22 protein-coding genes are annotated in these 23,631 nt (G+C 60.7%); 13 read left to right on the top strand and 9 right to left on the bottom strand.

The genetic code is table 11. The annotated features are described in order from the left end of the window. Positions 1 to 95: 95 nt before the first annotated feature. The 3 genes from ACEN93_RS09405 to flgA form a co-directional block, all read right to left on the bottom strand. Positions 96 to 563 (bottom strand): flagella synthesis protein FlgN, encoded by a 468-nt coding sequence (locus ACEN93_RS09405; RefSeq protein WP_039772108.1) that lies wholly within the window; start codon positions 561 to 563, stop codon positions 96 to 98. A gap of 48 nt (positions 564 to 611) precedes the next feature. Next, entirely contained in the window at positions 612 to 938 is a 327-nt protein-coding gene (gene flgM, locus ACEN93_RS09400) for a flagellar biosynthesis anti-sigma factor FlgM (RefSeq protein ID WP_007960324.1), read from the bottom strand. 206 nt (positions 939 to 1,144) lie between these two features. Then, positions 1,145 to 1,906, bottom strand: a complete 762-nt coding sequence (gene flgA / locus ACEN93_RS09395; protein ID WP_064598681.1) for a flagellar basal body P-ring formation chaperone FlgA — start codon at positions 1,904 to 1,906, stop codon at positions 1,145 to 1,147. A gap of 82 nt (positions 1,907 to 1,988) precedes the next feature. Here flgA and ACEN93_RS09390 point away from each other — a divergent pair, with 82 nt between their 5' ends. The 6 genes from ACEN93_RS09390 (at position 1,989) to flgE (ending at position 6,975) form a co-directional block, all read left to right on the top strand. Continuing rightward, positions 1,989 to 2,921, top strand: coding sequence for a chemotaxis protein CheV (locus ACEN93_RS09390; RefSeq protein WP_011335509.1), 933 nt, complete (start codon positions 1,989 to 1,991; stop codon positions 2,919 to 2,921). 47 nt (positions 2,922 to 2,968) lie between these two features. Then, positions 2,969 to 3,796, top strand: coding sequence for a protein-glutamate O-methyltransferase CheR (cheR, locus tag ACEN93_RS09385; protein WP_179694059.1), 828 nt, complete (start codon positions 2,969 to 2,971; stop codon positions 3,794 to 3,796). Between the two features lie 236 nt (positions 3,797 to 4,032). After that, positions 4,033 to 4,440, top strand: a complete 408-nt coding sequence (gene flgB / locus ACEN93_RS09380) for a flagellar basal body rod protein FlgB (RefSeq protein WP_007960328.1) — start codon at positions 4,033 to 4,035, stop codon at positions 4,438 to 4,440. A 3-nt stretch (positions 4,441 to 4,443) separates the two neighbouring features. Continuing rightward, positions 4,444 to 4,887, top strand: a complete 444-nt coding sequence (gene flgC / locus ACEN93_RS09375) for a flagellar basal body rod protein FlgC (RefSeq protein WP_007960329.1) — start codon at positions 4,444 to 4,446, stop codon at positions 4,885 to 4,887. Between the two features lie 15 nt (positions 4,888 to 4,902). Continuing rightward, complete coding sequence (flgD, locus tag ACEN93_RS09370; RefSeq protein WP_039772111.1) at positions 4,903 to 5,631, top strand: flagellar hook assembly protein FlgD; 729 nt, start codon at positions 4,903 to 4,905, stop codon at positions 5,629 to 5,631. Positions 5,632 to 5,661: 30 nt separating this feature from the next. Next, positions 5,662 to 6,975, top strand: coding sequence for a flagellar hook protein FlgE (gene flgE, locus ACEN93_RS09365; protein WP_039772113.1), 1,314 nt, complete (start codon positions 5,662 to 5,664; stop codon positions 6,973 to 6,975). 680 nt (positions 6,976 to 7,655) lie between these two features. On the opposite strand, the gene ACEN93_RS09360 is transcribed toward flgE, so the two are convergent. Next, positions 7,656 to 10,550, bottom strand: a complete 2,895-nt coding sequence (locus ACEN93_RS09360) for a ribonucleoside-diphosphate reductase subunit alpha (RefSeq protein ID WP_011335505.1) — start codon at positions 10,548 to 10,550, stop codon at positions 7,656 to 7,658. 736 nt (positions 10,551 to 11,286) lie between these two features. Between ACEN93_RS09360 and ACEN93_RS09355 the strand changes: the two genes are divergently transcribed. After that, on the top strand, positions 11,287 to 12,009 hold the full coding sequence (locus ACEN93_RS09355) for a response regulator (RefSeq protein ID WP_039772899.1): 723 nt from the start codon (positions 11,287 to 11,289) through the stop codon (positions 12,007 to 12,009). Next, on the top strand, positions 12,006 to 13,616 hold the full coding sequence (locus ACEN93_RS09350) for an ATP-binding protein (protein ID WP_039772898.1): 1,611 nt from the start codon (positions 12,006 to 12,008) through the stop codon (positions 13,614 to 13,616). Before ACEN93_RS09355 ends, ACEN93_RS09350 begins: the two co-directional genes overlap by 4 nt. 6 nt (positions 13,617 to 13,622) lie before the next feature. Here ACEN93_RS09350 and ACEN93_RS09345 read toward each other — a convergent pair whose 3' ends face one another. Together ACEN93_RS09345 and ACEN93_RS09340 are read right to left on the bottom strand one after the other, a co-directional pair. After that, complete coding sequence (locus ACEN93_RS09345) at positions 13,623 to 14,348, bottom strand: 4'-phosphopantetheinyl transferase family protein (protein WP_103386072.1); 726 nt, start codon at positions 14,346 to 14,348, stop codon at positions 13,623 to 13,625. 209 nt (positions 14,349 to 14,557) lie between these two features. Beyond that, positions 14,558 to 15,349: a dienelactone hydrolase family protein gene (locus ACEN93_RS09340; protein ID WP_085668007.1), complete on the bottom strand. Its 792-nt coding sequence runs from the start codon at positions 15,347 to 15,349 to the stop codon at positions 14,558 to 14,560. 142 nt (positions 15,350 to 15,491) lie between these two features. Between ACEN93_RS09340 and ACEN93_RS09335 the strand changes: the two genes are divergently transcribed. The 3 genes from ACEN93_RS09335 (at position 15,492) to ACEN93_RS09325 (ending at position 18,222) form a co-directional block, all read left to right on the top strand. After that, positions 15,492 to 16,097, top strand: coding sequence for a hypothetical protein (locus ACEN93_RS09335; protein WP_064598671.1), 606 nt, complete (start codon positions 15,492 to 15,494; stop codon positions 16,095 to 16,097). Positions 16,098 to 16,201: 104 nt separating this feature from the next. Continuing rightward, on the top strand, positions 16,202 to 16,879 hold the full coding sequence (locus tag ACEN93_RS09330; RefSeq protein WP_039772894.1) for a response regulator transcription factor: 678 nt from the start codon (positions 16,202 to 16,204) through the stop codon (positions 16,877 to 16,879). After that, a complete protein-coding gene (locus ACEN93_RS09325) occupies positions 16,876 to 18,222 on the top strand; it encodes an ATP-binding protein (protein ID WP_039772893.1) in 1,347 nt (448 codons plus the stop codon). The genes ACEN93_RS09330 and ACEN93_RS09325 overlap by 4 nt, the downstream gene beginning before the upstream one ends. 4 nt (positions 18,223 to 18,226) lie before the next feature. Here ACEN93_RS09325 and ACEN93_RS09320 read toward each other — a convergent pair whose 3' ends face one another. Beyond that, positions 18,227 to 19,225, bottom strand: coding sequence for an AraC family transcriptional regulator (locus tag ACEN93_RS09320; protein ID WP_039772892.1), 999 nt, complete (start codon positions 19,223 to 19,225; stop codon positions 18,227 to 18,229). A 353-nt stretch (positions 19,226 to 19,578) separates the two neighbouring features. Here ACEN93_RS09320 and ACEN93_RS09315 point away from each other — a divergent pair, with 353 nt between their 5' ends. Further along, positions 19,579 to 20,913, top strand: coding sequence for a dicarboxylate/amino acid:cation symporter (locus ACEN93_RS09315; protein ID WP_039772890.1), 1,335 nt, complete (start codon positions 19,579 to 19,581; stop codon positions 20,911 to 20,913). Positions 20,914 to 21,058: 145 nt separating this feature from the next. Next, the gene (locus tag ACEN93_RS09310) at positions 21,059 to 22,240 is read left to right on the top strand and encodes a CaiB/BaiF CoA transferase family protein (RefSeq protein WP_495611328.1); all 1,182 of its coding nucleotides are present in this window, start codon (positions 21,059 to 21,061) and stop codon (positions 22,238 to 22,240) included. Between the two features lie 110 nt (positions 22,241 to 22,350). Here ACEN93_RS09310 and ACEN93_RS09305 read toward each other — a convergent pair whose 3' ends face one another. Further along, a complete protein-coding gene (locus tag ACEN93_RS09305) occupies positions 22,351 to 22,845 on the bottom strand; it encodes a SprT family zinc-dependent metalloprotease (RefSeq protein ID WP_007957760.1) in 495 nt (164 codons plus the stop codon). Positions 22,846 to 23,004: 159 nt separating this feature from the next. Continuing rightward, positions 23,005 to 23,607, bottom strand: a complete 603-nt coding sequence (locus ACEN93_RS09300; RefSeq protein ID WP_007957761.1) for a Yip1 family protein — start codon at positions 23,605 to 23,607, stop codon at positions 23,005 to 23,007. Positions 23,608 to 23,631 lie beyond the last annotated feature (24 nt).

Below are 23,631 nucleotides of genomic sequence, written 5' to 3'. Positions count from 1 at the left end.
GTTAAATCAATCTCCAGACAAAATTTGACTACGGCTGGCCAGTATTTTGCCAGCATGTTTCGCACGTTGATAGGGCGCAAGCATAGAAGAAAGCATCACGCCTGGCTGAGCGCGCGCGGTTTCTGCAGTTTGGAGAAGGTGCCACTGGCATCGTAGAGCGCGGGTGGCTCGCCGCCGGTGAGGATTTTCAGCTGATTGGCCGTGGCGGCCTGTTGCATGATGATCGACTGGCCATTCCTGGCATTGGCTGCCTGGCACTGGGCGATCAGATCGGTCAGGACATCGCTCTGGCTGAGCAACTGGTCGCCGATGCTCGACTGGCTGGCCAGTTGTTCCAGGCCGGCGCGGTCGAGCGACAGATTGAGACTGGCGAGGATTTCGCTGCGCTTGCGGCCATGCTGTTCGAGCAGAATGATCAATGCCTGCTTGTTCGCCAGAATTTCTTCCAGCAGAGGCATGTCGCGACCGTGCAAGGCGAGGGACTCGGTTTGCAGTAACTCCAGCAATTGTTGAGCTGGAGCAAAGTCGTCGATGATCAGTTGCAATAAATTAGTGTCGTGCATGGCTGGCCTTGGGTTTTAAGCGTCCAAAAGCCTGGCGCTGACCGAGGCCTAGCGCTGGGCTTCGAAATTGAGCAGTTTGCTGGCTACACGGTTGCTGTCGACCTTGTAGCTGCCATCGGCAATCGCTGCTTTCAACTCGGCCACGCGGGCCTTGTCGACGGCAGGCTGATCACGCAGCTTGTCAGTGACCTTCTGCAACTGTTGAGCCTCATTGCTGAGGTGTACCGATTCCCCGCTTTTTGCGGTACTGGCCTGTTCGGCCGGGGTATTCAGCGGCGCGGAGGTGCCGGTTTCGGCGGTTTCCTTGGCGTTGCTGGTACGTGTACTGCCCGTAAGTGACGAGGAGCTGTTCAAACGGCTGAAATCGATGACCATGTTAAAAACCTCTGGGAATTTGGACGCTTGCCATGTTCTCGGCCATCCCCTGGAAAACTTTAGGCCCATTTAGCAATGAGCTTGCATGCGCCGTTGCAGATCCTGCTGCGGCACAGTTTAGGGAACAGCTCTGGCCAGCGCCAGTTTTCTGCCAAACGCTCAGGGGCTTTTCAAATATCCGTTCATGCCGCCGCTCACATCGCCGCTTACATGGCCACTTCCACCTGGCCGGGCGCTACAACCTGCGCCTTGATGACCCGTTGGGAGTTGAGGTTCTTCACTCGAATCTGTTCTTTCAGGCCGCCGTTGGCCAGCGCTTCGCCCGGCATCCGGACGGCGAGGGTACCGCTGCGGGCGGTGATCACCACTTGATCGCCCTTGCGAACCACTTCCGCCTGTTCCAGATGCACCAGGGTAATGACTTGATCGGCTACCGTTGGTCGGGTCAATTTCTGGCCGATGGCTTCATCCACCGACGTCAGGAAACCCTGATTGATCGTGCTGACGTCGCGCTCGCGCAAGGTCACGTCCTGCGGCTCGATGATGCCGGCGCGCTTGAGTGGCCGCGTGGTGGTGACAATCTCGCGAAACAGGCGGACTTGAGCGGGCACGAACACCGTCCAGGGGGAGGCGCCTTCGCAGCGGACCTTGACCGTGACACGGCCCAGAGGGCGTGCCGGACTCTCCAGTGTCGCTGTCAATTCCTTGTCGCACATAGGCATGCGCATGCGTGGATCGAGCTGGTTGACCTCGATTTCATATCGGCCTTCCGTTTGACTGGTGGCGAGATAGTCTTCTACGGTGAATTCAAGAAAGCCCTGAGTGACGCCGATAAGCATGTCAGGCATGGTAACCGCATCAGCAACGGCAGGGCTGCCAGCGAAAGACAGGCAAACGGCGGACATCGCGCAAAGCCCTCTGCGGAGGGGAGATGTCAGGCGTCGGAAAAATGTCGTTTGAGCGTTCATACGAGTTAAAAAGCAAGCGCCGTGCCGTTTAGCAATGAATGTGCGTCGCAACAACACTTGGCGTTGGTGTAGGAGTCTGGGCATGGCTGGTGTAATGGATTCGGTGAACCAGCGCACGCAACTGGTGGGGCAGAATCGCCTGGAGCTGTTGTTGTTCCGTCTCGACGGCCAGCAGCTCTACGGGATCAACGTGTTCAAGGTTCGGGAAGTGCTGCAGTGCCCGCAACTGACGCTGATGCCCAAGTCCAGTCCTGTCGTGTGCGGGGTGGCGAATATCCGGGGGGCGACCATTCCGATCCTTGATCTGGCGATGGCGACCGGCTCCGGTGCTTTGAAAGACAAGAACAGTCCGTTCGTGATCATCACGGAATACAACACCAAGACCCAGGGTTTCCTGGTGCGCTCGGTGGAACGTATCGTGAACATGAACTGGGAAGAGATTCATCCGCCGCCCAAGGGCACCGGACGCGATCACTACCTGACCGCTGTGACTCGGGTCGACAATCAGTTAGTCGAAATCATCGACGTCGAGAAGGTGCTGGCGGAAGTTGCGCCGACACCGGAAGCGATTTCGGTCGGCGTGGTGGATGTCGAGACCCAGAGCAAGGCGTTGTCGCTGCGGGTGCTGACGGTCGATGACTCGTCGGTGGCGCGCAAGCAGGTGACGCGTTGCCTGCAGACGGTCGGTGTCGAAGTGGTGGCGTTGAACGACGGCAGGCAGGCGCTGGATTACCTGCGCAAGCTGGTCGACGAGGGCAAGAAGCCGGAAGAAGAGTTCCTGATGATGATCTCCGACATCGAAATGCCGGAGATGGACGGGTACACCCTGACGGCCGAGATCCGCAGCGACCCTCGCATGCAAAAGCTTCATATCATCCTGCATACTTCGTTGTCGGGTGTGTTCAATCAGGCGATGGTCAAGAAAGTCGGTGCCGATGACTTCCTGGCCAAATTCCGTCCTGATGACCTGGCATCCCGGGTAGTCGACCGGATCAAAGCAGCAGACATCAGCTAAGGGCCTTCTGCCCCTGGCGTTCAACACGATTTAAGAGGCGGCATCATTTGTCTACGGGTAATTTGGATTTCGAACAGTTCCGGGTCTTCCTGGAAAAAGCCTGTGGCATTTTGCTCGGTGAAAACAAGCAGTATCTGGTCTCGAGCCGTCTCAACAAACTGATGGAGCAGCAAGGCATCAAGTCCCTGGGTGAGCTGGTTCAGCGCATCCAGACCCAGCCACGCAGCGGTTTGCGCGAGCAGGTGGTCGATGCCATGACGACCAACGAAACCCTGTGGTTTCGCGACACCTATCCGTTTGAAGTCTTGAAGAACAAGGTACTGCCCGAGGCGATCAAGGCCGCTCCCGGCCAGCGTCTGCGGATCTGGTCGGCGGCCTGCTCGTCGGGTCAGGAACCCTATTCGCTGTCGATGTCGATCGACGAGTTCGAGCGGACGAACATCGGTCAGTTGAAGATGGGCGTGCAGATCGTCGCCACGGATCTGTCCGGCAGCATGCTGACCAACTGCAAGACCGGCGAGTACGACAGCCTGGCGATCGGTCGCGGTCTGTCCGCTGATCGTCTGCAGCGCTACTTCGACCCGAAAGGGCCGGGGCGCTGGGTGATCAAGGCGCCGATCAAGAACCGGGTGGAATTCCGCTCGTTCAATCTGCTCGACAGCTACGCAAGCCTGGGCAAGTTCGACATCGTGTTCTGCCGCAACGTGCTGATCTATTTCTCCGCCGAGGTGAAGAAGGACATCCTGTTGCGCATCCACAGCACGCTGAAGCCGGGCGGTTATCTGTTCCTTGGCGCTTCCGAGGCGCTGAACGGTCTGCCGGATCATTACCAGATGGTTCAGTGCAGCCCGGGGATCATCTACCAGGCGAAGTGAAACACCGGCGACACAAGAAACGGGAGTCCTCAGGGGCTCCCGTTTTTTTATGCCTGAAGGTTTTGCCGGTGGCAGGCGGCAGAAAAGCGGCATCCGGCGGAAACCGGTTGCCGCTTTTCTGGCATTGCCGCTTTGCCGATTGCGTGCAAAGCCCCGTAATCCGGGGCTTTCTCAAACTGGCACGCCGCTTGCTATAACCCAGTTACGAAAAATCCGGTCACCTGAAGGTTCCCGACATGAGCATCAGCTTCGATAAAGCGCTCGGCATTCACGAAAAGGCTCTGGGCTTCCGCGCCCAGCGTGCCGAAGTGCTGGCCAACAACATCGCCAACGCCGACACCCCGAACTACAAGGCGCGGGATCTGGAGTTCTCCAAAGTGCTTGAAGCACAGAGCCAGAAGAACGCCAACGGCACCATCGCCCTGAACATGACCAACAGCCGTCACATCGAAGCTGAAGGCCTGGGCAATGGCGACGAGTCGCTGATGTATCGCACGCCGATGCAGCCGTCGATCGACCAGAACACCGTGGACGCCCAACTGGAACAGTCGAACTACGCGGAAAACGCCGTCGGCTTCCAGGCCAGCTTCACCCTGCTCAACAGCAAATTCAAAGGGCTGGTCTCAGCCCTGCGCGGAGAGTAATCCATGTCCCTGTCCAGCGTTTTCAACATTGCCGGCAGCGGCATGAGTGCCCAGACCACCCGCCTCAATACCGTGGCTTCGAACATCGCCAACGCCGAGACCGTCTCGTCGAGCATCGACCAGACCTACCGTGCCCGTCACCCGGTGTTCGCCACCATGTTCCAGGGCGGCCAGAGCGGCGGCAGCAATTCGCTGTTCCAGAACCAGGATGCTGCGGGCCAGGGCGTGCAGGTCATGGGCGTGGTCGAAGACCAGAGCAACCTCGAAGCGCGCTACGAGCCGAACCATCCGGCGGCCGACGCCAAAGGCTACGTCTACTACCCGAACGTCAACGTGGTGGAAGAAATGGCCGACATGATTTCCGCGAGCCGGTCATTCCAGACCAACGCCGAAATGATGAACACCGCCAAGACCATGATGCAGAAGGTACTGACCCTCGGTCAGTGATAAGGGGCGACTGCCATGAGTGTTACCGATACCACCAGCAGCCTGACGATGAACGACATACTGGCCAACTCTTCGAAGAAGACCAGTAGCACCACCACCGGCGGCATCGCTTCGGCCACCAACAGCTCGACCGGCGGCCAGGCCCTGGGCAAGGACGCGTTCCTGCAACTGCTGGTGACCCAGCTGAAGAACCAGAACCCGCTCGACCCGCAGGACAACAGCGCATTCGTTGCCCAGCTGGCGCAGTTCAGCAGCCTCGAGGGGATCACCACCCTCAACAGCACCGTCAGTTCGCTGGCCGGCAACTACAACTCGTCGCAAGCCCTGCAGGCTTCGTCGCTGGTGGGTCGCAATGTGATTGTGCAGACCAATACGGTTCAGCTGGACGATCCGAGCAAAGGCATGACCGGTTCGGTCACTGTTCCGTCGTCGATTGCCGGCGGTACCGTCACTATCACCGACAGCAGCGGCGCCACCGTTCGCACCATTGATCTGGGCAGTCGCGCCGCAGGCGATGCGAGCTTCACCTGGGACGGCAAGGACAAGGACGGCAACCTGGTGAAAACCGGTACCTACACCGTCAAGGCCAACGCCTCGATCAACGGCACCGCGACCGACCTGGCGACCTATCTGCCAGCCACGGTCACCAGCGTGACGATCAGCCAGACCGGCGGCGAGCTGATGCTCAACCTGTCCGGCAAGGGCACCGTCGCTCTGTCCAAAGTACAAACCATTGGTATATAGAGCCGACTAACCGGCACAAAGGAGTGGAATATGTCTTTCAATATCGGCCTTAGCGGTCTCTATGCAGCCAACAAGCAACTGGACGTGACCGGCAACAACATCGCCAACGTCGCGACCGCCGGTTTCAAATCGTCCCGCGCAGAATTCGAAGACGTCTACTCGGCGACTCGCCTGGGCAGCGGCAGCAAGGTCATTGGTAACGGCGTGCGTCTGGCCAACGTTTCCCAGCAGTTCACCCAAGGCGACATCAACAACACCGGCAACGTGCTGGATATGGGGATCAATGGTTCGGGCTTCTTCACCCTGAGCAACAACGGTTCGATCTCCTACACCCGTGCCGGTACGTTCAAGGTCGACAAGGACGGCTTCATCACCAACACTGACTACACCTCGCGTCTGCAAGGCTACGGTGTGGACTCCAACGGCAAGATCATCAACGGCGTGTTGACCGATCTGAAGATCGACACCTCGAACCTGGCGCCGAAGTCCACCTCGCTGGTGACCTCGACCATTAACCTGAACTCGACGGCTCCGGTGATCGACGACACAGTAGCGGCCGGCAAGTTCGACCCGACCAACCTCGCGACCTACACCAAGTCGTTCAGCACTCCGATCTATGACAGCCAGGGCAACTCCCATGTCATGGATCAGTACATGGTGAAGACAGGCGCCAACACCTGGAAGGTCTACACCCTGGTGGACGGTCGCAACCCGGATGCTACCGGCAGCGATCCGAAAGTCACTGCGCCTGTCGCATCGACCATGACCTTTGACTCCACTGGCAAGCTGACTCAGGTCAGCACTCCGCCTGCCGTGATCAGCAGCGACCTGAAACTCACTGGCTGGGTACCGGGCACTGTCACCAATGGTGTGTGGACGGCCAACGGTGCTTCGGCTAACCCGGCCGGCATTACCATTTCGATGGCCAAGACCACTCAATACAACGCTGACACCGCGCGTTCGATCCCGACTCAGGATGGTTACGCCACTGGCCAGATCACCAACCTGACCATCGACGGTACCGGTACGCTGTTCGCCAACTTCAGCAACAACCAGAGCAAGGCCATCGGCCAGGTTGCGCTGGCGAGCTTCACCAACGAGCAGGGCCTGCAGCCGATCGGTGGTACCAGCTGGAAAGAGACTTTTGCTTCGGGTATTCCGGGCTACGATGCGCCGGAGACCGGTACGCTGGGGTCGGTGGTTTCGAACTCGCTGGAGGAGTCGAACGTTAACCTGACCAATGAGCTGGTTGATCTGATCAAGGGCCAGAGCAACTATCAGGCGAACGCCAAGACCATTTCGACTCAGAGCACTATCATGCAGACCATTATTCAGATGACCTGATTTCTGGGTTTTGGCTGGTTAAGGAGCCCCTCTTTTTGAGGGGCTTTTTTTTGGCTGCGGTTTGGGGTGTTTATCCGTTTCTGCGGGTGTTGCCGCTGGCGGTTTCGCCCTTACGGCGAGTCCCTTTTGCAAACGCCCAAAAGGAACCAAAACGCTGGGCCCCGGCGTTCGGCACCTCGCTTTGGCTCGGTGTTCCTTCGTTACGGGATTCATCCGGGGGCATCGCCTACGGTTTGCTTCGCTGCACCTCCTCTCGATGCATGCGGCTGCGCCGCACGGTCGCTGCGCTCCCACCCCCGGATAAATCCCTCCACTCAGCCTTCCGATGGGGCCGGCACGTCAAAAGCGGTACTCGAGCTAACGCTCATCGTGTTGAGTGGTGGAGAGCGGAAGCAGAAGCAGCAGCGGAAGTGGAAGCAGGAGCAGGAGCAGGAGCAGAGAAAGCAGGAGCAGAGAAAGCAGGGGTTGAGTTGTATGCGTTTCAAAACCCAAGTTCACCTCGGTATTTCACGTCGGCGTATCTCTATAAAACCCCTCGGTCAGTCCCCTCTCCCTCCGGGAGAGGGCTAGGGTGAGGGCCGCTTTTGCTTTTATCGCGGGCAAAAGAAAACCCCCGACAAACCAGAAGTCTGTCGGGGGTTCTCGGGTCAGGCGTTTTGCAACGCCCGATTCAGCTCAGCTTATTGGCAAGCTTCGCAATCCGGCTCGTCGATGGCGCAAGCCTTCGGTACTGGAGCCGGGCCGGCAGGGGCTGCCAGGACCGAGTCGTCGCCGTGGTTGCCGCCGCTGGAAACAGCGTTCAGCTTGCCGGTGTTGATGGTCGACTTCTCGGTGCTGGTCGCGGCCAGGGCACGGAGGTAGTAGGTGGTTTTCAGACCACGGTACCAGGCCATGCGGTAGGTCACGTCCAGTTTCTTGCCCGATGCGCCGGCGATGTACAGGTTCAGCGACTGGGCCTGGTCGATCCACTTCTGACGACGGCTGGCGGCGTCAACGATCCACTTGGTGTCCACTTCGAACGCGGTTGCGTAGAGCTCTTTGAGTTCTTGCGGGATGCGCTCGATCTGCTGAACCGAACCGTCGTAGTACTTCAGGTCGTTGATCATGACCGAGTCCCACAGACCGCGAGCCTTCAGGTCGCGAACCAGGTACGGGTTGATCACGGTGAATTCGCCCGACAGGTTCGATTTCACGTACAGGTTCTGGTAGGTCGGTTCGATCGACTGCGAGACGCCGGTGATGTTGGCGATGGTCGCGGTCGGTGCGATGGCCATGATGTTCGAGTTACGGATGCCTTTCTGCACACGGGCGCGAACCGGTGCCCAGTCCAGGGACTCGGTCAGGTCGACGTCGATGTACTTCTGGCCACGTGCTTCGATCAGGATCTGTTGCGAATCCAGCGGCAGTACGCCTTTGGACCACAGCGAACCCTGGAACGTCTCGTACGAGCCGCGCTCGTCGGCCAGGTCACAGGAAGCCTGGATCGCGTAGTAGCTGACCGCTTCCATCGACTTGTCGGCGAACTCGACGGCAGCGTCGGAACCGTAAGGGATGTGCTGCAGGTACAGCGCGTCCTGGAAGCCCATGATGCCCAGGCCGACCGGACGGTGGCGGAAGTTGGAGTTCTTCGCCTGCGGTACCGAGTAGTAGTTGATGTCGATCACGTTGTCGAGCATGCGCACGGCGACGTCGATGGTGCGCTTGAGCTTGGCGGTGTCCAGCTTGCCGTCGACGATGTGGTTCGGCAGGTTGATCGAGCCCAGGTTGCAGACCGCGATCTCGTCCTTGTTGGTGTTCAGGGTGATCTCGGTGCACAGGTTCGAGCTGTGAACCACGCCGACGTGCTGCTGCGGGCTGCGCAGGTTGCACGGGTCCTTGAAAGTCAGCCATGGGTGGCCGGTTTCGAACAGCATCGACAGCATCTTGCGCCACAGGTCTTTGGCCTGGATGGTCTTGAACAGCTTGATCTTGCCCGGGTATTCGGTCAGGGCTTCGTAGTACTCGTAGCGCTCTTCGAAGGCCTTGCCGGTCAGGTCGTGCAGGTCCGGTACTTCGGACGGCGAGAACAGGGTCCACTTGCCGTCATCGAAGACACGCTTCATGAACAGGTCAGGGATCCAGTTGGCGGTGTTCATGTCGTGGGTACGACGACGGTCATCACCGGTGTTCTTGCGCAGCTCGATGAACTCTTCGATGTCCATGTGCCAGGTTTCCAGGTAGGCACAGACAGCGCCTTTGCGCTTGCCACCCTGGTTAACGGCGACGGCGGTGTCGTTCACCACCTTCAGGAACGGAACCACGCCTTGCGACTTGCCGTTGGTACCCTTGATGTACGAGCCCAGTGCACGAACCGGGGTCCAGTCGTTGCCCAGGCCGCCGGCGAATTTCGACAGCATGGCGTTGTCGTGGATCGCGTGGTAGATGCCCGACAGGTCATCCGGCACGGTGGTCAGGTAGCAGCTCGACAGCTGTGGACGCAGGGTACCGGCGTTGAACAGGGTCGGGGTCGAAGCCATGTAGTCGAACGAGGACAGCAGGTTGTAGAACTCGATCGCACGGTCTTCTTTCTGCTTCTCTTCGATCGCCAGGCCCATGGCCACGCGCATGAAGAAGATCTGCGGCAGTTCGAAACGCACGCCATCCTTGTGGATGAAGTAACGGTCGTACAGGGTCTGCAGGCCCAGGTAGGTGAATTGCTGGTCGCGCTCGTGGTTGATCGCCTTGCCCAGTTTTTCCAGGTCGAAGGAGGCCAGCACAGGGTTCAGCAGTTCGAACTCGATACCTTTGGCAACGTAGGCCGGCAGGGCCTTGGCGTACAGGTCGGCCATTTCGTGGTGAGTGGCGCTCTCGGCCACGCCCAGGAAGCCCAGGCCTTCGGCACGCAGGGTGTCCATCAGCAGGCGGGCGGTCACGAACGAGTAGTTCGGCTCGCGCTCGACCAGGGTGCGAGCGGTCATCACCAGCGCGGTGTTGACGTCGTTCAGGGCCACGCCGTCGTACAGGTTCTTCAGGGTTTCGCGCTGGATCAGGTCGCCGTCGACTTCGGCCAGGCCTTCGCAGGCTTCGGTGACGATGGTGTTCAGGCGGCCCATGTCCAGCGGCGCAAGGCTGCCGTCGGCGCGGGTGATGCGGATCGACGGATGCGCCTGTACCGGAGCTTCGGCGGTGGTGCGGGTGGCGCGTTCCTTGGAGCGGGCGTCACGGTAGATCACGTAGTCGCGAGCCACTTTCTGCTCGCCGGCACGCATCAGGGCCAGTTCGACCTGGTCCTGGATTTCTTCGATGTGGATGGTGCCGCCCGACGGCATGCGACGCTTGAAGGTCGCGGTGACCTGTTCGGTCAGGCGGGCAACGGTGTCGTGGATTCGCGACGAAGCGGCAGCGGTGCCGCCCTCAACTGCGAGAAACGCTTTGGTGATAGCGACGGTGATCTTGTCATCGGTGTAAGGAACGACAGTGCCATTACGCTTGATCACGCGCAGTTGGCCAGGCGCGGTGGCAGCCAGATCCGAATTCGAATCGGCGGCCTGCGGCAAGGTGCCCTGCGGGTTCTCGCGAGTTGTGTCGGTTTGCATGGGGGGTGATCTCCACATTCTCTATGTTTGTTTGGGCACCATCATGGTGCTCACCGTTCTGGTCCGAAGCACTACAACCGACGGGCGTCGGGCATAACAACTTCGGACCAGTAGGAAAAAGGCTAATGACGCCGCATCCTTGCCGAAGTTTTCGGCCACGAGCCAAGGCTCGAGCCGGATTACTTCCAGGGTGACAGTAATGACTGCAACACCCGTACCGTTCCGGTCGTTGCCAACCTGAAAAACGGTGCCATCCGCGAGTGCGGTTTGGGCTTTGAAAAACTTGCTTGGTTCAACCGGAAACTGGCAATAAAGCACTTGAGTTTCAGGTCCGAAATGTGGTTGGGCTCTGGAATGGAAAACCCTATATGTAGGGGCTGTCCTCGCGCCGTGCTACAAGATAATGCGTTTCGAGGGGGCTTGCAACGTACGAGCTGTGGATAAACCTGTGCGTAAATTGTGTAAGAAACCAGGAATTCCCGTGTAGGCCGCGAACCTGCTGAGCTAGACCGTCTGTCACTGTTTTTCACCGCAAAAAAATGCCGCGGCGGAATTTTGAGGGCGCGAACCCTATCACAAAAATCCGCCTTGTCCGAACGCATTTACCGACTTGTGTTCTGGCTGTACGCCGTTTATACAATCGGCCCATGCGCACGCATTCTTATCCTCCTTAAAGATGACAAAAAGACGGGAGGATCCTTCCTTTATAAGCAGTTTCGGCAAGCAGAGGTCACCCGTGGAGCAAGAAGCCTGGCAGGTATTGATCGTCGAGGATGACCAGCGTCTGGCTGAACTGACCCGTGAATACCTGCAAGCCAACGGATTGCGCGTGGAGATCGAAGGCAACGGTGCGCTGGCGGCGGCACGGATCATCAAGGAGCAGCCGGACCTGGTGATCCTCGACCTGATGCTCCCCGGTGAAGACGGCCTGAGCATTTGCCGCAAGGTGCGCGATCGCTACGACGGGCCGATCCTGATGCTAACCGCGCGTACCGATGACGCCGACCAGATCCTAGGCCTCGACCTCGGCGCCGACGACTACGTCTGCAAACCGGTGCGCCCGCGGCTGTTGCTGGCGCGCATCCAGGCATTGTTGCGCCGCAGTGACACACCGGAGCCGGCGGCAGGCAATCCGCGTCGGTTGCAATTCGGTCCGCTGGTGGTGGACAACGCGTTGCGCGAAGCCTGGCTCAGCGACAGCGGCATCGAGCTGACCAGTGCCGAATTCGATCTGCTCTGGCTGCTGGTGTCCAACGCCGGACGGATCCTGTCCCGGGAAGAAATCTTCACCGCGCTACGCGGCATCGGCTACGACGGCCAGGACCGCTCGATCGATGTGCGCATCTCGCGCATCCGCCCGAAGATCGGCGACGACCCCGATCATCCGCGCCTGATCAAGACCATTCGCAGCAAAGGCTACCTGTTCGTGCCGGAAGCCTGCGCAGACCTGCCGCTGTGAATTCGATCTTCCTGCGCATCTATGGCGGCATGTGCGCGGCGCTGATTCTGGTGGCAGTGCTCGGCGTGCTGGCGCTGCACCTGCTCAATCAGGTGCGCAGCGAGCAATACCGCGAGCGTCTGGCCCACGGTACGTTTTCGCTGATGGCCGACAACCTGCAACCGATGAACGAAACCGAGCGCCATCGCGCCTTGCTGGTATGGGAGCGGCTGCTCGGGATTCCGCTGGCAGTGAAAACCTTTGCCCAGACCGATCTCGACCTGACCCAGCGCACCCGGGTGCAGCGCGGGCAGGCGCTGGTCGAACAGACCGGCCCACACGCGGCCAAGGTCTATCGCCTGGTCAGCGACAAGGAGCAACTGGTGCTGGTGGGTGAGGTGCAGCAGATCAGCGAGCAACTGGCCCGGGCGACCATTTATCTGTTGGCCGATGAACTGGTGCGGGTGCCGGTGGGCGAGCAGCCCAAACGACTGGCGCAGCTGAAAGAAGACAAAGGCTTCGGCTTCGATTTGCGGTTGGTCACGGTCAGCGATGCCGACATGGACGAAGACCAGAGCCGTCGGGTGTCCGAAGGCGATACGGTGATGGCGCTGGGCAAGGGGGGCGATTCGATCCGGGTGTTCGCCGGTATGGTCGGCACGCCGTGGGTGCTGGAAATCGGGCCGCTGTATCAGATGAACCCGTACCCGCCGGAATGGCTGGTGCTGATTGCTGCCCTCGGCCTGACCCTGATCGGCCTGATCGTCTATCTATTGGTGCGGCAGCTCGAACGACGTTTGCGCGGGCTCGAAGCCGCCGCCACGCGCATTGCCAAGGGCAGCCTGGAAACCCGGGTTCCGGCCCGGGGTGCCGACTCGGTGGGCAAACTGGCGGCGGCGTTCAATGGTATGGCCGAGCACTTGCAGCAGTTGCTCGCCATTCAGCGTGAACTGGTGCGCGCGGTGTCCCACGAATTGCGCACGCCGGTGGCGCGCCTGCGTTTCGGTCTGGAGATGATCGGTTCGGCGACCACCCCGCAGGCGCTGGAAAAATACCGCGAGGGCATGGACCACGACATCGAAGATCTCGACAAACTGGTCGACGAAATGCTCACGTACGCCCGGCTGGAACAGGGCTCGCCGGCGTTGACCTTCCAGCGCATTGACCTGGATGCGCTGGTCAATCAGGTGATCGAAGAGCTGGCGCCTCTGCGTGCAGAAGTCACGGTGCAACGCGGCTTGTGCCTGTCGGCGGCGGATTGCGATGACGCCTGGGTCGAGGCCGAGCCGCGTTACCTGCACCGCGCCTTGCAGAATCTGGTGAGCAACGCCATGCGCCATGCGCGTTCGAAGGTCACGGTCAGTTATCAGGTCGGGCAGATGCGTTGCCGGGTGGATGTCGAGGACGACGGCCCCGGTGTGCCGGAAACCGCCTGGGAGAAAATCTTCACGCCGTTCCTGCGCCTGGACGACAGTCGCACCCGGGCGTCCGGCGGACACGGCCTGGGCCTGTCGATCGTGCGGCGGATCATTCACTGGCACGACGGCCGGGCGCTGATCGGCAAGAGCAAGAGTCTGGGCGGAGCGTGCTTCAGCCTGAGCTGGCCGAGGAATCAGGAGCGGCGCTAAAAAACTTCAGGCAGGAATGCTGACCAGACTCAGCAACTGCCCGTCCTGCACGCCAAATTGCGCATCGAGTTCAGTGCCGTTGCGCCATTCGCCGGACAGGTCCGTCAGCAGCCGCAGCCGCACCTGACCTTGTTCATTCCACTCCAGCACCTCGGCGTGTTCGAAGTAGAAGCGCTGCTGCACGATCGGGTACAGCGCCTTGAACAGGCTTTCTTTCACCGAGAAGGTCAGGGTCACCCACAACGCAATCTGATCTCGGGAGCCGGCGGCCATGCGCTGCATTTCCGGCGGGGTCAGGATCTCTCCGGCCAGTCGTTCGGCGCGTTCGGCGTTGAGCAGGTTTTCCAGGTCCATGCCCAGTCCGCGCCAGTGCTGCTTGTTGGCGACAATCGCCGCCGCACGGCCGGTGCTGTGGGTGATCGAGCCGCAGATGTGTGCCGGCCAAATGGGCGCGCGGTCCTCGCCGATCGGCGGAACAGTGCTTGAGCCTTCCAATTGCTGCAACGCGGCCCGGGCGCAAATCCGCCCGGCAAGGAATTCCGCCTGCCGCTTGGCCACCGAACGCTGAATGCTCGGCGGCGGCTCGATGGCGCTGCGGCGGAAGTCATCGCCGAGCAGTTGCGACGGGTCGAAATGGGTGGTCAACAGCACGGTGTCAGGCAATACCTTCGGCAGCGGCCAATGGGCATCGAGCGGAGTGCAGCAGGCGGGGAGGAAAGGGCTGGCAGTCATGTCGGCATTTTGCCGGGTTGTCTTCGGGCTGGATAGTGCAGAGCAGGTGATCGTTCCCACGCAGAAGCCTGGAGCCATGATCGTTCCCACGCTCTGCGTGGGAATGCATACAGTGACGCTCTGCGTCACACCGCGAAGGGACGCGGAGCGTCCCGGGCTGCATTCCCACGCGGAGCGTGGGAACGATCAGCGCGAGGGGGCGACCGGGTTCAGCCAAAGATTTTCTTGAAGAACGCCTGCATGTCCGCCCAGGATTTTTCATCGGCGGCCTTGTTGTAGCCGATATCCGGGCCACCGTGATCGCCGTGGCTCAGGCGATCCGCGTCGGGATTGCTGAACCCGTGCTTGGCGCCGTCGAGATTGACGAATTGATAGTCGGCGCCGGCCTTGTCCATTTCCGACTTGAACGCCGCGACGTTGTCCGGGGTGACCATGCTGTCCAGCGCGCCATGCTCGACGAGAATTTTCGCCTTCACGCTGCCAGGCGCAGCCGGGGTCTTGGTGGCCAGCGCACCGTGGAAACTCACCACGCCGGCCAGCGGCACACCCTGACGCGCCGCATTCAGCACCACGCCACCGCCGAAGCAGTAACCGATAGCGGCGATTTTATCCTTGTCGGTCTGCGGCTGTTTCTTCAACAGATCCAGCCCGGCCTGAAAGCGCTTGCTGGCGGCATCGGCGTTTTGCGTGGCCGCTTGCATGAACGCCATCGCGTCTTTCGGGTGCTCGGTGTTCTTGCCCTCACCGTACATGTCGATGGCCAGCGCGCTGTAGCCGAGCCCGGCCAGATCCCGGGCGCGGCGCTTGGCGTAGTCGTTCAGTCCCCACCATTCATGCACCACCACCACGCCGGGGCGCGGGCCCTTGATCGCGTCGTCGTAGGCGTAGTAACCGATCAGCTTCGTGCCGTCGGCGCTCTGGTAGGGGATTTCCTCGGTCTTGATCGCAGCCTGGCTGAGGCTGCTGAAGACGAGCAGGGCGAGGGTTAGAAGCAGGCGCATGATCGGGTCTCCTGACAATAAAGGGTCAAAACAGCCTAGTTCATTTCATTCAGGCCAGGTTCAGAGAGTGTTCAGGGGCGGTACAGGGGAGGGCCAGTAACCTTGCGCCATACCCAAACAGCACTGTGAAAGAGGAAACTCCATGACTCGTTTAAATAAACTGCTGCTGGCTTTTACCGTAATGAGCGCCAGTATCGCGGCCCACGCCGACACCACCAGCAACTTCGCCGGCCTGACCTTTGGCCAGACCAGCGACAAGATCAAGAAATCCAACGCCCTGAACGACAACCTCGGCCACCCGGACGCCACCGCGGCCATCGACGGCAACAACACCTACGGCCTGCGTCTGGGTCAGCAAAACAGCCAGGGTCGCTACTACGCCACCTACGACAACGTGTCGGGCTCGCACAATGGCATTAAACTGCGCCAGGAAAACCTGCTGGGCAGCTACGATCTGTTCTACCCGGTGGGCGGCAGCACCAAGCTGTTCGGCGGTGCCACGGCGGGTCTGACCAAGCTGACCCAGGATTCGCCAGGCTACAGCCGCGACAGTGACATCGGTTACGCCGTCGGCGGTCAGTTCGGTGTGCTGCAGCAAGTCTCGCAGAACACCTCGGTCGAACTCGGTTACCGTTACCTGCGCAGCAACGCCAGCACCGAGATGAAAGAGAGCGGCGGCAGCAAGCAAGGTTCGCTGGACTTGACCAGCAGCGCCCAGACTTACCTGTCGGCCAACTACGCTTTCTAAGCGATTGGCGTCAGGCCCGCGCCGGGTCGTCCTTTGAGGGGCGACCCGGCGCAGCCATGTGAGGCGAAAGCCTTTGGAGTTGTCGATTTACCCGGGAGAGCGTCATGAAACTGTTGGTCGTCGAAGATGAAGCGCTGTTGCGCCATCACCTGCAAACCCGCCTGACGGAGAGCGGTCACGTGGTCGAGTCCGTGGCCAATGCCGAAGAGGCGTTGTACCAGACCGGGCAATTCAACTTTGACCTGGCGGTGATCGACCTCGGCCTGCCGGGCATGGGCGGGCTCGACCTGATCCGTCAGTTGCGCTCGGGCGGCAAGACCTTTCCGATCCTGATCCTCACCGCGCGCGGCAACTGGCAGGACAAGGTCGAAGGCCTGGCCGCCGGCGCCGACGATTACGTGGTCAAGCCGTTCCAGTTCGAAGAGCTCGAAGCGCGGCTCAATGCGTTGCTGCGCCGCTCCAGCGGTTTCACCCAGTCGACCATCGTCGCCGGCCCGCTGTTGCTGGATCTGAATCGCAAGCAGGCGAGTCTCGACGAGCAACCGCTGGCGCTGACGGCCTACGAATACCGGATACTCGAATACCTCATGCGCCATCACCAGCAAGTGGTGCCCAAGGATCGGCTGATGGAGCAGTTGTACCCGGATGACGACGAGCGCGATCCGAACGTGATCGAAGTGCTGGTCGGCCGTCTGCGCCGCAAGCTCGAAGGCCCGGCCGGATTCAAGCCGATCGACACCGTGCGCGGCCTCGGTTACCTGTTCAATGAGCGCTGCACTTGATCCGTTCCCTTCGCGTCCGGCTGATGCTCGCCGCCACCACCCTGGCGGTGTTGTTCATGCTCGCGTTGCTCCCGGCGATGCAGGGCGCATTCAGCCTGGCGCTGCAGGACTCGATCGAGCAGCGGCTGGCGTCCGACGTCACCACGCTGATCTCCGCCGCGCGGGTTGAAAACAACCACCTGATGATGCCGGCACAGTTGCCCGACGAGCGCTTCAACCTCACGGACAATCGCCTGCTCGGCTACATCTATGACCGCGAAGGCCATCTGGTCTGGCGTTCGAAAGGCACCCAGGAAGAGAAGATCAACTACACGCCGCGCTACGACGGCCTCGGCAACGAGTTCGCGCGGATCCGCGAAGCCAACGGTCAGGAATTCTTTGTCTACGACGTCGAAGTCAAACTGCTCGGCGGCAAGAGCGCAGCCTTCAGTATCGTGGCCCTGCAACCGGTGCGCGAATACGAAACCACCCTCGAAGGTCTGCGGGAAAATCTCTACCTCGGTTTCGGCGCGGCGCTGCTGGTGCTGCTCGCACTGCTGTGGATCGGCCTGACCTGGGGCCTGAAAGCCTTGCGCCGGCTAAGTCAGGAACTCGACGAGATCGAAGGAGGAACCCTCGAAAGCCTCAGCGAACAACACCCGCGCGAACTGCTGCGCCTGACCGGTTCCCTCAACCGCCTGCTGCACAGCGAACGCCAGCAGCGCAGCCGTTACCGCGACTCCCTCGACGACCTGGCCCACAGCCTGAAAACTCCGCTGGCGGTATTGCAAGGCGTCAGCGAAGACATGGCCCAGCGCCCCGAAGACCGCGATCAGGCCTGGGTGCTGCAAACCCAGATCGAACGCATGAGCCAGCAGATCGGCTACCAGTTGCAACGCGCCAGCCTGCGCAAAAGTGGCCTGGTGCGCCATCAGGTGCGCCTGCGTCCGGTGCTGCAAAGCCTGTGCGACACGCTGGACAAGGTCTACCGCGACAAACACGTGCGCGTGGCCTTCGATCTGCCGGAGCACTGTTACGTGCCGATCGAGCAGGGCGCCTTGCTGGAGATGATGGGCAACCTGCTGGAAAACGCCTATCGCCTGTGTCTGGGCGAAGTGCGCATCAGCGTGCGCGAAAGTCTGGACGGAATCGAACTGTGCATCGAAGACGACGGCCCCGGCGTACCACCGGATCAGCGCGCACGGATTCTCGAACGCGGCGAACGTCTGGACCGCCAGCATCCGGGGCAGGGCATCGGGCTGGCGGTGGTCAAGGACATCATCGAGAGCTATAGCGCCAAGCTGACCCTGGGGGATTCGCCGATGGGCGGGGCGGCGTTCAGGATTCATTTTCCGGCGGTGTGACCGCTCACTGCTCCTGCGCTCGATAAGCCCCCGGCGTCAGCCCCGTCCACTTCTTGAACGCACGATGAAACGCCGACGGCTCGGAAAACCCGAGCTGTTCGGCGATCTGTTGCAACGACAGATCCGCGCGCCCCAGGTGATAAATCGCGATGTCCCGCCGCAACTGATCCTTCAATTCCTGAAAGCTGGTGCCTTCCTCGCGCAGATGCCGGCGCAGGGTTTGCGGGCTGATGTGCAGGTGCGCGGCCACGGCTTCCAGATCCGGCCAGCGCGTGCTGTCGTGGCTGAGCAAGCGGCGCAGCCGGCTGCTCAGGCTGTTGCCGTCGTCCGGGCGGGACAGCAGGTCGGCGGGGGAGCGTTCGAGAAAATGCTTGAGGGTGCGTTCGTCCTGCAACAGCGGCATGTGCAGGTAGCGACTGTGAAACACCAGGCTGCTTTGCGTTGCGGAAAATTCCAGCGGGCATGAGAACAGCAAATCGTATTCCGCCCCGTGCGCCGGTTTCGGGTAGCTGAAGTTCGCCTGTTCGAGGCGAATCCGCTGGCCGATCAGCCAGCTGCCGAGGCGATGCCAGATCACCAGCAGGCTCTCGCTGAGAAAGTGATCCGGGTCCCACAATTGCGCATCGTCGAGACTCAGGCGCACCCATTCGTCTTCATGGCTCAGGGTCAGGCGCGGGGCTTCGGGGAATAGGCTATAAAACAATAAGCCGCGTTGCAGAGCCTTTTCCAGGCTGCGGCAATGAATAATCGCGTGGCACATCATGGCGAAGCTGCCGGGTTTGCTCGGTGCGTTGCCGAAGCCCAGGTATTCGTCGTCCAGGGCCAGCCACAGGTTCTGGATCAGCTGGGTGAATTGCTCCGGGGCGATCCGCGCGCGCGGCTCGTCGAGCAGTTCGGGGCTGATGCCCAGTTGCTGCAGCAGGTCCGAATAGTCGTAACCCGAGCGCCGCGCGCCACCGAGGGCGGCGCGGGCAAAGTGACTGGCGATGGTGCGTTCGCGCATGAGCGGCAGGTCCTTCCTCTGGCGACCGATGGTAGCGGCTGCCTTTGATCGGTAACAAGGCGGATTTCCGCCAAATTGTAGGACGAGGTCGGGCGAGTTGGCGGAAATCCGCCACACTTGAGTCACCGAACGGTGACACAGAAAAACCCATATCCCCTGATATCAAAAGGCTTGCAGCGATTTGCACCAAAGTGGCACGACGTTTGCGATAAGAGCCACAGAAGCGTGCGCCGAGCCGGTCCGGAAAAGCGCCGTTCGACACAACAAATCCCTCCAGTGCAGGAGGGTTCGCAATTCAGGTTTCGCGTTCAACAGATGGATGTTGCCACGCGGGACTCTTGAGGAACTTTGCAATGACGACTCGTCAGCCACTGTACAAATCCCTGTATTTCCAGGTGATCGTTGCCATCGCCATCGGCATCCTGCTCGGTCACTTCTACCCACAGACCGGTGTGGCGCTCAAGCCACTGGGTGACGGGTTCATCAAACTGATCAAAATGGTCATTGCGCCGATCATCTTCTGTACCGTTGTCAGCGGCATCGCTGGCATGCAGAACATGAAATCTGTGGGCAAGACCGGCGGCTACGCGCTGCTGTACTTCGAAATCGTTTCCACCATTGCCCTGCTGATCGGTCTGGTCGTGGTCAACGTTGTGCAACCGGGCGCCGGCATGCACATCGACGTCACCACCCTGGACGCCTCGAAAATCGCCACTTATGTGACGGCCAGTAAAGACCAGAGCATCGTTGGCTTCCTCCTCAACGTGATCCCGAACACCATCGTCGGCGCATTCGCCACCGGTGACATCCTGCAAGTGTTGATGTTCTCGGTGATCTTCGGCTATGCGCTGCATCGCCTGGGTTCATACGGTCGTCCGCTGCTGGACATGATCGATCGCTTCGCCCACGTGATGTTCAACATCATCAACATGATCATGAAACTGGCGCCACTCGGTGCGCTGGGCGCCATGGCGTTCACCATCGGTGCCTACGGTGTCGGCTCGCTGGTGCAGCTGGGTCAGCTGATGATCTGCTTCTACATCACCTGCGTACTGTTCGTCGTGCTGGTGCTGGGTGCGATCTGCCGGGCTCACGGTTTCAGCGTGTTCAAACTGGTGCGCTACATCCGTGAAGAGCTGTTGATCGTACTGGGTACGTCCTCGTCGGAATCGGCGCTGCCACGCATGCTGATCAAGATGGAACGTCTGGGCGCGAAGAAATCGGTGGTAGGTCTGGTCATCCCGACCGGCTACTCGTTCAACCTCGACGGTACCTCGATCTACCTGACCATGGCGGCCGTGTTCATCGCTCAGGCGACCGACACCCACATGGACATCACCCATCAGATCACCCTGCTGCTGGTGCTGCTGCTGTCCTCCAAAGGCGCAGCCGGTGTGACCGGTTCGGGCTTCATCGTACTGGCGGCCACCCTGTCGGCCGTAGGTCACCTGCCGGTGGCCGGTCTGGCGCTGATCCTCGGTATCGACCGCTTCATGTCCGAAGCCCGCGCCCTGACCAACCTGGTCGGCAACGCCGTAGCGACTATCGTCGTGGCCAAGTGGGTCAAGGAGCTGGACACCGACGTGCTGCAATCCGAGCTGGCCTCGGGCGGTCGCGGTATCTCTGACGAGCGTCAAGAAGACGACCTGGGCGTGGCCGAAGGCCCGACCCCGAGCAATGTGAAGTAAGCATCGCTCGAATGGAAAAACCCGCTTCGGCGGGTTTTTTCTTGTCTGCTGTTTGAGCGCAACGGTCAGCGCAACTGATGGATCCGGTAATTGCCCCATCGCCGATGGCTGCCTAGGCTGCATGCATCGTTGATGGAGAATGCCCATGTCTGCACCGCTGGCCTCACTGAAGATTCTGGATTTCTCGACCCTGCTGCCGGGGCCGTTCGCCTCGCTGCTGCTGGCGGACATGGGCGCCGAGGTGCTTCGCATCGAATCGCCGACCCGCCTCGACCTGGTGCGGGTGTTGCCGCCCCACGATCACGGTGTCTCGGCCAGTCACGCTTATCTCAATCGCAACAAGCGCAGCCTGGCCCTGGACCTCAAGCAGCCCGAGGCGCTGGAGCTGGTGAAGCAGCTGCTGGTGGATTACGACATCGTGCTGGAGCAATTCCGACCCGGAGTGATGGAGCGGCTGGGGCTGGGTTACGAGACGCTGAAGGCGATCAATCCGAAGCTGATTTACGTGTCGATCACCGGTTACGGCCAGACCGGACCGTACAGGGATCGCGCCGGTCACGACATCAACTACTTGGCGCTGGCCGGGCTCTCCAGTTACACCGGGCGCGCCGACAGCGGGCCCTTGCCGCTGGGCATGCAGGTGGCGGACGTCGCGGGCGGCTCGCTGCACGGGGTGATCGGTCTGCTGGCAGCGGTGATTTCCCGCCAGCAAACCGGGCAGGGCACCCATCTGGACGTGAGCATGACCGACTGCGCGTTCAGCCTGAACGCCATGGCGGGTGCCGGTTATCTGGCCTGCGGCGAGGAGCCGGGCTGGGAAGATCAGATGCTCAATGGCGGCAGCTTCTACGATTACTACCGCTCTCGCGACGGGCGCTGGATGTCGGTGGGCAGTCTGGAACCGGCCTTCATGCAGCAACTGTGTGCGGCGCTGGGGCGGCCGGAACTGGCGGCGCAGGGCTTGTCACCCAAACCCGAACAGCAACGGGCGCTCAAGGACGCCTTGAAGGTCGAGTTCGAGAAGCATGACTTTGCTGAACTGTGCGAGCTGTTCGCCGGGATCGATGCCTGTGTCGAACCGGTATTGAATCTGGGCGAGGCGGTGCAGCATCCGCAATTGCAGGCGCGGGAACTGGTGACGCAGGTGTCGCGTGGGGATGGCACGGTGCAGGCGCAGATCGCTTGCCCGCTGAAATTTTCCGACGCATTGCCGGCGCCGCGGCATGTGGGAGCGGCGCTGGGGCAGCATACGGATCAGGTGTTGGCGGAGTTGGGGGTGAGCCCTGAGCGGATTGCCGAACTACGTGCCGCGAAAGTGGTTTTGTAGCTCGTTCCCACGCTCTGCGTGGGAATGCCGCCATGGACGCTCTGCGTCCACTGTGACGCAGAGCGTCACGGGATACATTCCCACGCAGAGCGTGGGAACGAGGTGGGGACTTACTCGACCCGCATCTCGCCACTGAACACCAGCGTGTTGCGGCAACGCCGGCACAGATAGCGCCGCCCCTGCCGGACCAGACTATGGCGCTGCGCCGAAAACGGAAAATCGCTATCCGCACACGGGCACTTATAGATGTAGCGGGTCACGCTGCGGCGTTTGACTTCATAGGTATGGCAGCGGTCCGGCGGCAATTCGTAAACGCCGCGCATGATCAGTTGCCATTCCTCGCCGTGGGGCTGGATGCGGTCGCCGAACAGTTGATGGGCGATCAGGTGCGCGACTTCGTGGGCCACGGTCTGCTTGAGGAAATGTTCGGTGTTTTCCCGGTACAGCTGCGGATTGAAGCGCAGCAGGTTCTCGTGCAGATGCGCGACCCCGGCTTTTTGCCCGCGCAGCTTGAGGCTCACCACGGGGCGTTTGAAAGGACGTTTGAAAAAGGATTCAGCGAGTTGGAAACAGTCTTCGACGCGGGTATTGAGTTGCTCGGGCATGCTTGATGGATCTCCAGAGGCGTCGAGTATGCCGCAACCCCGGGGCGTTGCGAATCGTCGAACTGCCGAATGGTCGTCGCTCCTTTTCAACCGGCACGAGAAGGCCGCCTTGCGGCGGCCTGTGTTGGCGGATCTTGTTCTTCTCGGTAGCGAAGCTATCTAGTTTGTATAGACGGGCCCCACGCCCAGTCCCCAGACAATCACGGTGAACGCCATGATGGCCACCAGCACCACCAGACCCACCGCCAGTACCGAGCTGGAAAACAGGAAACCCTCGTCGGACGGAATGTTCATGAAGGTCGGCAGCCCCACATACAGCAGGTACACCGTGTAGCAGATGGCCGCCGTGCCGACGATCATCCCCAGCCACATGTGCGGGTAGAGCGCCGCCAGCCCGCCGACGAACAGCGGTGTCGCAGTGTAGGTGGCAAATGCCACGCAACGGGCCAGGCTCGGGTTGGCGTCATAGGTGCGGGCCATCCAGTGCACGAAGGCACCCATGACCGCGACCCCGCCGAGCATTGCCAGATAAGACATGATCGTCATCCACAACGCGCTTTCGACGGTGAGCATCACCGGTGCGCGGTTGCCGATCACCCAGCCGACCTGGGTGGTGCCGATAAATGCCGAAACAGCGGGGATCGCCGCCAGGATCAGTGTGTGAGTCAAGTACATGTGGCTGATGCTTTCTTCCTGGTCGCCACGGATTTCCTTCCATTCCTGATCGGGGTGGGTAAAAAGTCCCACTACGTGATGGATCATGCCAGTCACTCCTCTCGTTATTGC

The sequence above is a fragment of the Pseudomonas sp. Pseusp21 genome (genome assembly GCF_059492145.1).
This window is presented reverse-complemented; position numbering and strand designations above follow the sequence as displayed.